General features: G+C 37.0%; 11 protein-coding genes. 4 read left to right on the top strand and 7 right to left on the bottom strand.

Annotation, left to right across the window (positions count from 1 at the left end):
• Positions 1-15: 15 nt before the first annotated feature.
• Entirely contained in the window at positions 16-1,710 is a 1,695-nt protein-coding gene (gene lysS / locus ULVI_RS02705) for a lysine--tRNA ligase (protein WP_068589486.1), read from the bottom strand.
• Between the two features lie 202 nt (positions 1,711-1,912).
• On the opposite strand from lysS, the gene ULVI_RS15295 reads away from it, so the two are divergent.
• From ULVI_RS15295 to ULVI_RS02695, 3 genes are read left to right on the top strand one after another with little or no spacing between them, the layout of a single operon-like run.
• A complete protein-coding gene (locus tag ULVI_RS15295; RefSeq protein ID WP_082830770.1) occupies positions 1,913-2,068 on the top strand; it encodes a YqaE/Pmp3 family membrane protein in 156 nt (51 codons plus the stop codon).
• Between the two features lie 7 nt (positions 2,069-2,075).
• Positions 2,076-2,816: a hypothetical protein gene (locus ULVI_RS02700; protein ID WP_068589484.1), complete on the top strand. Its 741-nt coding sequence runs from the start codon at positions 2,076-2,078 to the stop codon at positions 2,814-2,816.
• 21 nt (positions 2,817-2,837) lie between these two features.
• Positions 2,838-3,380: a hypothetical protein gene (locus tag ULVI_RS02695; protein WP_068589480.1), complete on the top strand. Its 543-nt coding sequence runs from the start codon at positions 2,838-2,840 to the stop codon at positions 3,378-3,380.
• A gap of 310 nt (positions 3,381-3,690) precedes the next feature.
• Here ULVI_RS02695 and ULVI_RS02690 read toward each other — a convergent pair whose 3' ends face one another.
• Positions 3,691-5,940, bottom strand: coding sequence for a zinc-dependent metalloprotease (locus ULVI_RS02690; protein ID WP_082830769.1), 2,250 nt, complete (start codon positions 5,938-5,940; stop codon positions 3,691-3,693).
• 175 nt (positions 5,941-6,115) lie between these two features.
• On the opposite strand from ULVI_RS02690, the gene lipB reads away from it, so the two are divergent.
• Complete coding sequence (gene lipB / locus ULVI_RS02685) at positions 6,116-6,832, top strand: lipoyl(octanoyl) transferase LipB (RefSeq protein WP_068589476.1); 717 nt, start codon at positions 6,116-6,118, stop codon at positions 6,830-6,832.
• 22 nt (positions 6,833-6,854) lie between these two features.
• Here lipB and ULVI_RS02680 read toward each other — a convergent pair whose 3' ends face one another.
• From ULVI_RS02680 to ULVI_RS02660, 5 genes are all read right to left on the bottom strand, one after another.
• Entirely contained in the window at positions 6,855-7,544 is a 690-nt protein-coding gene (locus ULVI_RS02680; protein ID WP_068589474.1) for a TapB family protein, read from the bottom strand.
• Between the two features lie 69 nt (positions 7,545-7,613).
• On the bottom strand, positions 7,614-8,918 hold the full coding sequence (locus tag ULVI_RS02675) for an OmpA family protein (RefSeq protein WP_068589471.1): 1,305 nt from the start codon (positions 8,916-8,918) through the stop codon (positions 7,614-7,616).
• A 19-nt stretch (positions 8,919-8,937) separates the two neighbouring features.
• Positions 8,938-9,153, bottom strand: coding sequence for a hypothetical protein (locus ULVI_RS02670; protein ID WP_068589468.1), 216 nt, complete (start codon positions 9,151-9,153; stop codon positions 8,938-8,940).
• A 233-nt stretch (positions 9,154-9,386) separates the two neighbouring features.
• Entirely contained in the window at positions 9,387-12,212 is a 2,826-nt protein-coding gene (locus ULVI_RS02665) for a response regulator (RefSeq protein WP_068589466.1), read from the bottom strand.
• Between the two features lie 111 nt (positions 12,213-12,323).
• Positions 12,324-14,774 (bottom strand): PQQ-binding-like beta-propeller repeat protein, encoded by a 2,451-nt coding sequence (locus ULVI_RS02660; protein ID WP_157632553.1) that lies wholly within the window; start codon positions 14,772-14,774, stop codon positions 12,324-12,326.
• Positions 14,775-14,799 lie beyond the last annotated feature (25 nt).

Below are 14,799 nucleotides of genomic sequence, written 5' to 3'. Positions count from 1 at the left end.
TCTAGGTGTGTGATTTTAAGAAACGGCTTCTACAAACAAGCCATCGTCGGTTTTACTAACTTTTGCAACTTGGCTTTTTGTTAATCCTTTAATGGTCTTATCCCATTTCTTATTACTCAATCCGCTTTGGGTTTTTAGTGCTTCTAGTTCAATAGGAGAATTCGCTTTAAGAAGTGTAAAAACAGCTTTCTCTTCTTCGGTCATGGCAACTTTTTTCTTTTCCGGTTTCATTTGAGGGAAAAATAATACTTCTTGTATTGACGCATTATTGGTTAAAAACATAATAAGTCGGTCCATTCCAATTCCCATTCCACTCGTAGGTGGCATTCCGTATTCTAATGCTCGTAAGAAGTCATAATCGATAAAAGCTGTAGCCTCGTCATCTCCTTTTTCGGCAAGTTTTAATTGTGCCTCAAATCGTTCTCTTTGATCTATTGGGTCGTTTAATTCGCTATATGCGTTGGCGATCTCTTTTCCGCAGACCATTAGTTCGAAACGTTCTGTAAGCTCCGGATTGTCGCGATGTTCTTTACAAAGCGGGCTCATCTCCTTTGGATAATCGGTAATAAAGGTTGGCTGAATAAAGTTTCCTTCACATTTTTCACCAAAAATTTCATCGATTAATTTTCCTTTCCCCATGGTAGCATCCACTTCGACTCCCAGATCTTTTGCGGCTTGGCGTAATTCGTCTTCAGATTTTCCGTTAATGTCGAAACCTGTGAATTTTTTAATAGCATCTGCCATGGTCACTCTTGGATAGGGCGCTTTAAAATCGATTTCATGCTTTCCGAAGGTAGCTTTCGAAGTTCCATTTACTTCCGTAGCACAGAATTCAAGTAATTGCTCACAGAAGTCCATCATCCAATTGTAATCCTTATACGCCACGTAAATTTCCATAGCGGTAAATTCTGGGTTGTGGGTACGGTCCATCCCTTCATTTCTAAAGTTTTTAGAAAACTCGTACACCCCATCGAATCCACCTACGATAAGACGTTTTAAATAAAGTTCGTTTGCAATTCTCATGTAAAGCGGCATGTCAAGAGAATTATGATGCGTTACAAAGGGACGTGCTGCTGCACCACCAGCTATAGGTTGCAATACTGGTGTTTCAACCTCAAAATAGTCACGTTCGTTAAAAAACGTACGCATGGCATTAAAAAGTTTTGTTCTTTTTTTAAAAACTTCTTTTACATGTGGATTCACGACCAAATCTGCATACCGTTGGCGGTATCGTAATTCAGGATCGTTGAACTCGTCATGTTTGTTTCCTTCGCTATCTACTTTTGGTAAGGGGAGTGGGCGCAATGCTTTAGAAAGCAATACAAAGTTTTTCACCATGACCGTTTTTTCCCCTACTTGAGTTGTAAATAACTCACCCTCGATACCGATAAAATCACCGATGTCCAGTAATTTTTTATACACATCGTTGTACAAAGATTTATCTTCTCCAGTACAAATTTCATCCCGGTTAAAGTAAACCTGTATACGGCCTTCAGAATCCTGTAGTTCTGCAAAAGAGGCTTTCCCTTGAATACGTCGCGACATTAATCGGCCTGCAATTACAACCTTTTTACCCTCTTTAAAGTCCTGTTTCAGCTGTTTTGTTGTGTGATCTACTGGGTATAAATCGGCTGGATACGGGTTGATGTTTAGCTGGCGTAATTGTGAGAGTTTCTCTCTACGTACTTGTTCCTGTTCAGAAAGTTGCATACAGTGGTTCTTTAATTTAAAGCTGCAAAATTAGGGTATTTCGCAGAATTAACCGATATGGCTTTCCTAAAACCTTCTTAACTTTTTCACTATTTAAAGTTTGTTGAAATAACTAGTTATAATTTTACTATTCGCTAAATGTGTAACATTTGCCTTAACAAAAGACATATAGGCTATAGTATTAATTTGTAAATTTGTTTCTATGAGTTTTTGGAGAGTTGTGCTTTCTGTTTTATTTCCGCCTCTTGCTGTAATCGATAAAGGTTGCGGGTCGGTGTTAATTGTTTTAATATTGACCATCTGTGGATGGATTCCTGGAGTTATTGCTGCACTTATTATTCTTAACAATCCTAAATAAATTTTTGATGAAGCAGTTTTTAGCATTAATAAGTATTGTTGTTTTTTTTGCCAGTTGCTCTTTTACTGAAACTATGACCTTACAAGAGGATGGAAGCGGACGTATGGCGATCGAAATGGATTTAAGTGAAATGATGGCATTTGGGGGTGATTTAATGAAAGACTCTATTCCGAAACGTATCGATTCTATTATCTCATTTAAACAATTTTTAGAAGAAAAAAAGGATAGTATTGCGACGCTTCCTGAAGCTGAGCAGCGCAAATTGAAAAAATTAGAAAATTATAAATTACATATGGTAATAGATACCGATGAAGGTACTATGGTCTTCGATATGTTTACCGATTTTTCTAATGTAGCTGAAGCAAATGAATTAATGAATGGCATGCAAAACTCTTCGCGCTTAATGCCTTCTATGGGAGATACCAATGTGAGTAAAACCGAAGATGCTTCAGGTGAGGTTTTTGGTACAAGTTTTTCGTTTACAAACGATGTTTTTAAACGAGATGCCTATATTATCGATGAAGCAGCGCATAAAAAACAACTCGATAGCATGCAGGGAATGGAAGCCTTTATGGGGAGTTCGACCTATAAATTAAAATATACCTTTCCGAAGAAAATTAAGGAAGCCTCTGTAGAAGATGCAACATTTTCCTTAGACGGAAAAACCATTGTAATAGAACGATCTTTTACAGCGTATATAAGAAATCCCGATGTACTCGACTTGGAAGTCATTCTAGAAAACGAATAATTTAAATTTAAACCATTATATATGAAAGTATTATTAATTTCTTTAGCGCTTATCCTGGCAAATTCATGTAAATCTACTTCAGAGAAAGAAGCAGAGCAACAAGGAAACACCACCGAAACCTCTATGAATATGAAAGAAATGTGTCCTGAAGGCGGTGAATGTACTGTGGAAGTAAGAGAAAATGCAACGTTAACTGTTGCCGATGATGAAGCCACTGGAGGTTTGTATTCGGTAATAGAAGCAGGAAATAAAACCGTTGTAACCTATACCTATGCAAAAAAGGGGCCTGCAGGAACGGCAGATGGAAATTATTCTGAAACTATTCAATTTGAACTTCCTGAAGTAACTAATACAATGAGCTTGAGCGATTCTAATTTGCAAGATGTACAATTGCTCTTCGGAAAACAATGTTACTGCAAAGGAGAGGCAGGGCATTATAGAGTAACTAACGGAAGCCTAAAGTTAGAAAAAACAAATAAAGGAATTATGATGCATTTGGATTTTAAAGTGCCTGAAGTAACAGAACAGCGAGTTACTTCGATCTCGCGAATGATTTCAATGTAGGTGATCTAATATTACCATACAAAAGCCGTGCTGACAAGTGCGGCTTTTTTTATTGAAATAAACTGGGCATTTTAAACCTTCAAAGAATACATGTGTTCTTTGTTGAAACAATCGGTCTTAGTTTGTATTTAGTGGTTGAATACTTTAGAAGTATATTTAGTAAAAGACGCTAATATTAGAAAGCGTATTTCCTTTGAACTCTTCTGAAGTTTACCGCTGCACGATATGAGGTTCTAGTTTCTGAAATTAAGATAAAAAAAAAGGCTCGGAATACATTCCGAGCCTTTTTAAAATCAATAAGTTAGATCAATTAGTTCTTCATTAATTTTGAAGTTAATTGCTTGTCACCATTTGTGATTTTTACAAAATACATTCCAGTATTTAACTTAGAAGCATCGAAGCTTTCAGAAAAAGTTCCTGAAACATTTTCGAATGTTTGTTGGCTAATTACTCGACCTCTAATGTCGTAAAGCGCTACTTCTACTTTGTCTGAAGACTCAGGAATAAAAGATAGGTTAAACGTCCCATTAGCAGGGTTTGGCCATAATGCGAAATTGTCGAAAGCAAATTCTTCAGCTGATAATGATGGGTCGATGTCGAATTGCCCTGCATTTAATGCATAAAAAACATTATCAACAGAACGTACCATGATTTTCGCTTCGTCTGTAAACGGAATATCAGGAACTGTGATATCTGCTGATCCGTTATTTGATACTCCAGTAGCTAATTGAAAATCAAAAGATTCACCATTATTTACAGATAAAAGAATATCTACGGTTGGAGTGTTAAATGGAGCACTATCGGTTCCTGCTACATCCCATGTAACCGTTTGAGTACTGTTAATTTGCCATTCTGCAGTAGCTGTAGGAGATGTTACCGCAAAAGGTCCGTCGGTATCATTAACAGTAATAATAGTATTATCACTTGCAGTTCCTGCTCCACCCGCTACGTTATCACGTACCGTAAGGCGAAAACGCATGATTCTTGAGACTGCAGGTAAACGTTCCCATGTAGTTCCTGTGCTTCCGTTTAACAATACTCTTTCAAAATCTGGAAAAAAGCGTTGTGTGTCGGTCGAAGGGTCTAAAGAACGAAAAGTAGGTCCTACCGTAGAAGAAGTACTTGGAGGCATAGTTGCAATTTGATTGTCATATTGTTCCCAGCAGTAAGTTAATGCATCACCATCACTATCGGTACCTGTTCCAGTTAATACGAAAGGTGTCGATGGAGGAATTACATAATTTTCACCAGCATCTGCAATAGGTGCTGCATTCATCGTTTCACTTAACATAGCACATGTGCTACCCGATCCTGCCGAAATATTATTCCACATTTGGTTGATACTTGCTGCATGAAAGTAATCATCACTTGCATTCTGTACATTTGGTCCGCAAATCCCTGCGTATGCCATAATAGTAGATCCACTTCCTGGCTCGTAAGCAGTAGAATTGGTTCTGTTTCCGCCACACGAATTGTTGAAAGTGTGTGTAGCTCCCCATTGGTGACCCATCTCATGTGCAACATAATCAACATCGAAAGGATCGTTGATCGGACTGTTTGTTCCAGTCACACCTCGAGCTTTACTTGTAGTACAAGGAGAATTTAATTGTGCAACACCACCACCACCGGTGCTAAAAACATGACCAATGTCGTAATTTTCTGACCCTATAATGTCATCACAGGTTTCTTGGTTCTCATCTAATAAAGCAAATGCACTGTTATTGGTATATGGATCTGAAGAAGCATTTAAAAAGATGATATCTGTATTGTTATCTATAATGATCATAGTAAGTGCAGCATCTCTTTCAAAAAGTCCATTTACACGGGTCATCGTAACATTCATAGCAGAAAGTACTGCTTCTTTTTTTACTTCATCGGTTGCAGTAGAAGGAACTCCCTGTTGATTTAAATGAAATTGAGAGTATTCTCCTGTCGCACCAATTGCAAGACGGTAAGTACGTAACATACCATCATCCGCGTTAAATAGTGCAGCATCTAATTCGGGACCTTCATTGTCATCAATAAGACAGGCAAAGTTGTTCTCTGTTTGGGATACATCTCTTCGAGAATATCCAATATAAGTACTGTTATCTGCAGTATACGGATCCATATAATAGGTTCCACGAACTCCTGAAGTAATCATTACATGAAGACCAATGGTAGAATAGCTAAAACGAGCTATTGCAGTTGGATCGTCGATTCCTTGAGCTACATACGAACCAATATTTGGAAAACGAGCTCTTAAACCTTCGCTAAGAACATCGGCTCTGGCTACTTTAAAATTTTGCAATTCTCCATTTTCATTAGGAAGTTGAATGATCACATTTGAAGTTGCAACCTCGCTACGCTGTGGTGCAGTATGTAACGCTGCCGATAAGTTTTCACTATTTAGTCTGAATAATTCATAATCAGCAGGAGTAGAAACACGTTGCTGTAATTGTTGGCTGGCTACATCGTTTTCCGAAACAGCTGTCCAGAAAGATGAATTTTGAGCAGCCATCCCCATACTAAAGAACAGGAAGGATACCGCCAAAATTGATTGTAGGGTAATTCTTTTCATTTAAGATTATTTTATTGAAAAATTAATTTTGAAGATGCAAGATAATGAAAGTGTTAATAAAAGTATAAGACAACGTGCGTTTTAACATATAATCATGGTAATTAATACGATTTGCTTAAGCCTACTGTCATTATATAATTGAGTATCTTTACACCCTATCAAATCACTAGGAATTTTGAATAAAAAAATCATACTTGAAGATCTAGGCTTAAAAGATTATAAACAGACTTGGGAATATCAAGAAAAGCTGTTTCAATCAGTATTAGATACCAAGATTAAGAATCGGAGGGAAGCTTCAGAGTTGCCAACTTCAAATCACTTTCTTTTTGTAGAACACCCCCATGTATATACATTAGGGAAAAGCGGTGATCTTTCTAATTTATTAATTTCAGAAGAGAAACTTTCAGAAATAAATGCTACATTTTATAAAATTAATAGAGGTGGAGATATTACCTATCACGGGCCGGGGCAGATTGTTGGGTACCCAATCCTAGATCTTGAAAACTTTTTTACCGATATTCATAAATACCTGCGGTTTTTAGAAGAAATGGTAATTTTAACTTTGGCAGAATACGGTCTTAAAGCAGAACGATCTAAAGGAGAAACTGGAGTTTGGCTCGATGTGGGTACACCATTTGCACGTAAAATTTGTGCATTGGGAGTTCGTGCTAGTCGCTGGGTAACCATGCATGGATTTGCACTTAATGTGAATGCCGATCTTGGGTATTTCGATCATATGATTCCTTGCGGAATTAAAGGCAAAGCTGTAACTTCCCTTAATGTGGAACTAGGAATTGCAGAAGTATCTACAGAAGAAGTTAAAGAGAAATTACTAACTCATTTTTCTACATTGTTTGAAGCCGAACTAGTACAAACTAATCCGGCCTCTTAACCTAAATAAACATAAAAAAAATTTAATTTGAAAAAGCGGTAAGTAAACTGCTACTGGTCACGCGCCCACTCCTATTATAATCTTCTTGCTTAACCATACCTACTCCTTCGGCAATCCATTGCTTGGAAGTTCCGGTACGACTCATTCCCATTCTCATATCCATTGTATACTCTATTACAAAACAGTTAAAAGTTCCTGCTGGGGTTGTTACACTTTCAAGGTTAGTGACTCTACGATCTGTAATGCCTACATTCATATTCATATTAATACCTGCCATATTAATTCTCATTTGCATGTCAGCGTCTGGGAGTGTTTGGCCCACTTGAAGGTTGTTTGGAAACTCGATATTTGTACCCGAGACTTCATACTCCATCGATTGGTACTGTTCAAATAATTGAGGGGATATTAAAGATTTCGAATCTATGGCAACCGTTTCTCCCGAACAAATAATGTCGAAGGTGGTCTCTGCGATGGTCTCTCCATCTTCATCTTTAACTACAGACTGCATTGCGGCAACTTCGCTCCCTCCCGTATTTGAAACCTGTGTTACGGTATAATCGACAATCGCTGCAGTTCTACCGCGTCTGTCATAAGTTGTGATTTGACTCGTAGTTCCTTCGGAAAAAGGATAATAATCACTGCATTGACTTTGCCCGAAGCTCAAGGCACTACAAAAAGTTAGAATGAATGTAAATAGAAGTTTTGTTTTCATCGTGATAGGTTTAATGGTTATTTTAAATACTGAATTTAATAATTTAATTATTCTTACTTCTGAAGCTTACTACATAGCAATAAATTCTACCCGTCTATTCTGTGCTTTCCCAGAAGCAGAAGTATTATCGGCTACGGGTTGCGTATCTCCTTTTCCGTCAACCTGAATTCTATTCGCTTCTACGTCATATTGAAGAAATAATTCTTCTTTTACAGCGGTAGCGCGATCTTTAGATAATGTAAGATTGGTAGCATCGTTACCATCGGAGTCTGTGTGTCCAACAATCATTATCTTTAATTCAGGATTTGATTTCATAGCACCAGCTACTTCACGAAGTACAGCATCTGCACCACTTTTAATCGTTGCGGAACCCGTGTTAAATAAAATGGCATTTGTAGATAAACGTCCTTCTGTTAGTAATTTACTTCGGTTATCGGCTCCAGCTTTTCCAATTCTTACATTGGTAATGTATACCTCATCTACATTTCTCATGTCGCGTAGTCCTCTAGTTTTTATTTTAAACACATCTGCAGCTTCATCTCGCAATCTTGGCACATCTACTATTTTATTATCGTTAAGCCAAACTCGAATTCGTGTTTTGTTGACCGCAACGCTTACAGTAGATTTTCCGTTAATGGTATTTCGATAATCTTTTCCGATCTGGTTGCGAAGTATGCGTTTTCCGTTTACTTGCTTTTCTACAACCCCTAAATTACCTATAAATTGACAAGGAGATATTTCTACCATACTCCATGTGGAAGGTTTTTCATAGCCCTTAGTATCTTCAAAAGCAAGTGTTACATAAGCCTGTGAACTTGTTTTTTTATCTAGTCCCTGTGTTAATAAATCAAATTGTACGGTGTAGTTTTCTGGCAGCGTAGTTGTTGTCATGGGGATAAATGTGCTGCTGTTCCCTAACCGAAACCATTTCTTTCCATTTATGGTCACTAATTCTCCTGAGCCATTGGTGTCCCATTTAGCAGGAAAATCGCCTGGACCATCTTTTGAAAAATCATCATTAAAAATGGAAACGGTTCCCGGAGTAAAGTCGAAATTTGAGGATACCGTGTAGTCAGGTTCGTTAGAAGTGTTGTTTTCTTGATTGGGTGCACCACCAATTACATTGCCCGAGTCGTTTTTGTTACGGCGATTTCGTTTGCGCTTCTTTTTAGATTTTGGTGCTTCTATTATAGTATCGAGCGTTCTGTCGGTCGATTTTTCTGTTTCTCTTTCTACCCGACGCTCTACAGTTCTCTCAACACCACGTTCTGCGGCTTTTCCAACTTTCTCGCCTAATTTTTTGAAAAATTGAGCATTAGAATTTGTCGTGCAACATGCAAATAGAATACCAGTAAATAGGATTATTTTTTTCATAATGTTTAGAATTAGGTCACTATACTTTTTTAAATGAGGTTACTTTAATCACTTTATTTTTATGTAAAATTTTAAGTGTATAGGAACCTTTTTGCATGTGTGTTACATTTAATAACACTTCCATTTCTGGAATTGCTTTGAGCGTTCCGGAATACACTTTTTTCTTTTTTGCCATACCTTGGGGAAGTAGTTCGAAACAAATGTATGCGGATACAAATACAAGTAATAGTACCATTGTAACCAATGCTGTGAAATATGTAACAGCGTAGTGATTATAGGGGTTAAGAGGTTTAAAAAAGTGTTCTTTTGGGTTATTTGGATTAGAAGAAAAGGAGTTTTTTTAGAATTATGAGCTATCTAATAAGCGCTTACTATCAGCAATTAATTATAAAAGAAATGCTTCAACTATAAATCAAATTTAATGACGCCTTTTAGTATTGAGTTTCATTTTTAGTAAAGCGCTTACAGTTATCTCGAAACATATTGCGTAGGAGAACATCCAAATTCTTCTTTAAAGCATTTTGTAAAATAAGAAGGATCATTAAATCCTACCGAATAGGCCACTTCAGAAATTGTAACCGTGTTTTTCTTTAATAATACTATGGCGAGCTTTAAGCGCTGTGAACGTAAAAATTCACTTGTAGACTGACCTGTGAGTGCTTTTAATTTTCGGTGAAGTTGCATTCTGCTTACACCCATTTCTTTTCCAAAACGTTCTACGGTGAATTCTGAATTTGTAATATGATCGTCCATAACCACTTGAAGTCGTTCTAAAAACTGTTCATCTGCAGAAGACAAAGCAATTTCCTTTGGACGTAAAATTACTTCTTGTGAGAACCGTTGTTGTAGTTTTCTTCTGTTTTCAATAAGATTGGCTACTGTGGCTTTTACCAATTGAGAACTAAAAGGCTTGGTTAAATATGCATCGGCGCCAACACCCATTCCTTCTAGCTTGTCTGTTACTTTTGTTTTAGCGGTTAATAAGATAATTGGAATGTGTGCTGTAAGTTCGTGTTCTTTGAGCTTTTTTGTCAAACTAAAGCCATCTTCCTCGGGCATCATTACATCGCTAATTACCAAATCGGGAATTTCTATAACTGCTTGCTCGAAAGCTTCATTACCATTTGCAGCCTGTAAGACTTTGTAGGTAGTTTCAAACACAGAAGTTACATAATCACGAATGTCTTTCGAGTCATCAACAATAAGAAGGACTGGGGCATCATCTGGATGCAGTAATAATGCTTCAGTTACTTCGGTTGTCTTTTTTTGAATTTCAGAAGAAATAATTTCTGTTTCTAAAGTAATGGAATCTTTAGTTTGTAAAACTTCAGAAAGTAATTCAGTATCTATAAAATCTTCTTTACTAGTGGGTAGTAAAATTGTAAACTGCGTGTATCCATTTTCTTCACTGTCTAAAGTAATCTGTCCTTTATGAAGTTCAACAAGTTCTTTTGTAAGAGCAAGACCAATGCCTGTCCCAGAGTTTTTTGGATTAGATTGATAAAAACGTTTAAAAATAGATTGTTGTTCTTCTATGGAAATGTAAGCTCCAGAGTTGATAATACTTAATTCGAATTGATGCCCTATACGTTTTCCCAATACCTCAACGCTACCATTCTCGGGAGTGTATTTTACAGCATTTCCAATAAGATTGAATGTTATTTTTTCTAGCATGTCACGATCGAACCAATCGGTGTTCTCGTCGTTTTCAATCTTTACGGAATAATCGATCTTTTTTTCAAGGCATTGGTACGAAAAGGCTTCGGTTTGAGCCGTTATAAAACGAGGGAGGTTTCCAGGTTGTACTTGTAAAGGGATGGTTCCGTTTTCTAGTTTCGAAAGAGCTAATAGTTGCTCTACTAAAGCTTCGAGTCGAGCAGTGTTGCGTTGTGCCGATCTTAAATTTTTTCGCTGAGATGTTGTTAGGTTTGAAAGTTCTAATTGATCTTCTATAGGTCCTTTTATTAAAGCTAATGGAGTGCGAAACTCATGAGAAATGTTAGCAAAGAAATTAGATTTTGCGGCATCTAGTTCTTTTAATTTATTCGACACTTTTTTACGGTTTCGAAGTTGAAAAAATAAAAAGAGTCCCCCGAGTGCAACTAAAATTAAACCACTTAACAAGATGGTTTTCTGATTCTTTCTGCGTTGCTCCGAGAGTTCATTTTTAGATTTTAAGAGGGCAATTTCCTGTTTTTTCTTTTCACTTTCATAACGGGTTTCAAGAGAACGTGTTAAACTATTGTTTTCTTTTTTAACCAGAGCTTTTTTTGTTTCGTACGTCTTTTGGTAATACGCATAACCCGCTTTGTAATCACCAATTTCTGCATTGCATAACGCCAGGCCTTCCATGAGGTACATGTATCGGTCACTTTCTTTTTCTGCTAAGGTGTCGTAGATGGCTTTTGCCTTTTCAAACTGTTCGATTGCTTTGGTACAGTTTTTACGACGTTTTCTAAAATAGGTGCCATACGCGGTTAAAACACTTGCTAATTCATATGGGTTGTTTTTGTTTTTTAGATAAGCGATTCCTTCTTCTAATTTCTTGCCCGCTGCATCATAATCATCTATTGCGTAATAGTAATTCATATAGGTTAGATACACCTTAGTGAGGCGTTTGGGGTTGTCTTTAGTGCTATAATACTTAAAGGCGAGGTCAGTATATCGTTTGGCTTCAGAAACATCTCCTTGCAGTCCTCTCATATCGGCAAGGCGTAGATAAATGTTGTTAATGAGTTCTTCAGATTCGAGTTGCTGTGCCAATTTTAATGCAGTCTCCTGCAACGCTGAGGCCTGTTCTACTCCTTCATATGTAAAGGTTGTTCTAGCTATTTCAGATCGATCTAGAATGGCATTTACCATGATCTCATTCTGAAAATTATAAATGCGTGCAAGAGAATCCACTTTTATGTAATAGGGTTGTGCCGTACCCATTTCACGTTCTAGAAAATAAGTTCTTCCTTTGGTATAGTAGACCTCTGCCAGTTGTGTCCAGTTCTTTTTTTGAAGTGCTGCATCTACTGCTTGTTGGTATACTATTTCTTTTTCTTCGGAATTTGTTTTTGCAGAAACTAAAATGAGTTGGTTACGAGCAATATGAAGGAGGGAATCGTTTTCTGACTGACTAAAATAATCGAAAGCACTTTTAGCTTTTTGGTAGGCCTCATCATACTTTTTTTCAGCGTATAACTTTTCTGAAGCATTTAACGATAATAGGGCGTCTTCTCTTTTCTCTTGTGATTGTCCAAAAGAAAATGAAGCCAAAAAAATAAACAGTAAAGGTATTTTTTTCATGCCCTGAAATCATAGTATCATTTCTACTAAGATAGGCAATAATATGTAAATCAGAAGGATAGCGCTAGTACTATTGTAACATTTTAAGCTTACTTAGGTGAGACGCTAAAATTATCGGTAACGGTATAAAATAAGTTCTTTGTCTTCTCCTTTTACTACGATATCTAAAGATCCTCGTTGGGCAGCGTCTTTACTATACGCTTGTGACGTACCATAAATAGGAAAGCCCGAAACTAAGGTTCCATTTTTGTCGAACACATATACTTTGTTCTCTTGTGTTTCTGTAACTGTTACATATGTTGTTCTATTGGCATTAAAAACCATGGGTTTGGTGTAAATTCCAAAGGGTAGTTCGGCTAATTTTCCGTTGATGCGGAGTAAGTTATCATCTAAGGTAGCTTTTGTATTTCCCAAAATAGAAAACCCGTAATTTGCAGTAACGTTAAGGGGTTGCGAATTTATAGTACCCGTTTGTGAAATCGTTTCTTTTGTAAGTCCTTTAGTAATTACAATAAAATTGCCTTCTTCGGCTAGCACCGGAGTTTCAGAAAACTGAAATGTATTTTTAACCGGTACTCTTAATTTTCCAGTGCGACTTAAAATAGTTAGTTTTCCATTTTCTTCGGCGATAACAATATAGTCTTTGTTGTTCATTCGAATGTGCACTGGTGGGAGTACAATGTTCGAAGCCGCTTTTTTATATGTAAAGCCTTTTACGATTTTACCGTCTTTATCGTACATAAAAACTTCATTGCCTTGAGTAATTATAAAACGGTATTTTCTATTCGTATCGTAATCGAACACCGAGAGCGGCTGCGTGATGTCATCTTTAAATTTAATAGGAAAAGGTGCGACTGGATTTCCATTTCTATCTAAAACGTAGAAATTGTTTTTAGTAGCAAACGCAAGTTGTTTTTTGCCATTTCGAAGCAAATCTACTTCTTGAACCGTTCCAAGAATGGGAGCATCTAATTTTTTAGACCATAAAACATTGCCTGTGTCTGAATATAAATACAACGTATTGGTAACATCTTGCACCACGACATCATTTCCTTTGGTTCGGTGGTTGCTAAATAGGGATGGAAGACCAAGAATCTCGTTTTTTAACGTGGAATTAAATTGTTCTGAAACTGTTCCAATAGTTTGTTTGTCTGAGGTTGTGCCATGTGTAGCACTGTAATTTACATGTGCAAAATCACGGTCGTAGGTAAACTGAAGTGCCGTAAGGGGATAATCGTCTGCAGCTATCTTAACAAGTTGAGCAGCTGTTTCTTCTGAAAAATAGTCGGTGAGGAGCGATGCTTCAGATCCTTTTAGGTTATAATACAATAGCGAAGAAGAGGTGCTTAACTGTGCTGCTGAAGTTTCAAAATAACCTGTTTTTGCCATTGTATTTCCATTAATGAAGGCAGAGATAATGGCTTCTGCTTCTGTTTGCGTTTCAGTAAAAATAAAGAAAGATTCTAATGCAAACATGTAGTTGGTTGTTACAGAAGGAAGCACAGGTGAAAATGCATTGGCTAGTAAATTTGGTTCATTGAAAGTATATAGTTTAATTTCTCGAAAACTATCTGCTTCAGAAATATACCGAGCGACCGATTGGTTCGTCAAGTCGGGATCGATACTTTTTAGTGCTAAGGCAGTTCCGTTATCTAATTCGATATAACCAACTTCATTAATAGATTCTAACAAACCATTTGCGGGTTTATTGAGACTGTCACCACGAACTATTTTTAGTTCTTGCTGTAATTTTTCTGCATCGCTATATGTTAAAGAAATACCCTTGCGTGCCGTTGCTGGTAATAGGGTAGCAAGGTCGTTTTTTTGCGGTTGTTGCCCTTTAAAAATAGAGAGAATTTGCGGAATGGTATCTCTTGCAAGAGCAACCCCAGTAGCGGTTATTCCATTAGAAAGAACTTCGATATGTAAATTGGTGTGTGAAGCAAACGAAGGAGTGGCGCTATTAATGCGTCTTTTTTTCGGGAGAGAAATAAGAGCGGTGAGGTTTGAAGGGTCGTTCATGTTATACAATTTCAAAAAAGTAGGATCTTTTTCAATTTTTCCCTCCAAAATCGACTGTAACAGAGCTTGAGAAGAAGACGCAATAAACATGCTGTCCTTTACTGCTACATAGGCATCGTTGTTTTGTATGGTAACTTTTTTTAGACTAAAATCTCCGTAGGTAAATGTCTCGACGCTGGTATTTGGTATCGAATCGCTTTCAAATAGATCTGGTGTTTGCCTTGTAATGAAAGTATAAGCTGAGGTGCTATCTGTATTTTTTGAGACACAAAGAATACTTTCTTGAGAAGGTGCGATTTGAGATAGTAATGGAGCATCTTCAGAAAAGAAAGTAAACGCATTGGTTTTAGAATATTCCGAAAGAAGATCGCTATTACGAAGGTCGTTTTGAAGTGACTGCCAGTCTTTAATCTTAAATACCACCGAAGTACCTTCAGGAAGATACGACGATAATGCTCCTTTGGTTACGGGTGCTTCGTTGCAGTTCCACAACAATAGAGAAGTGCAGACCAGAACTAGTAGTTTCAGCAGTTGTTTCATACTACAAAAATAGGAAGGAATTTTC

This window comes from Cochleicola gelatinilyticus (genome assembly GCF_001637325.1).
GTDB classification, from domain to species: Bacteria; Bacteroidota; Bacteroidia; order Flavobacteriales; family Flavobacteriaceae; genus Cochleicola; species Cochleicola gelatinilyticus.
This window is presented reverse-complemented; position numbering and strand designations above follow the sequence as displayed.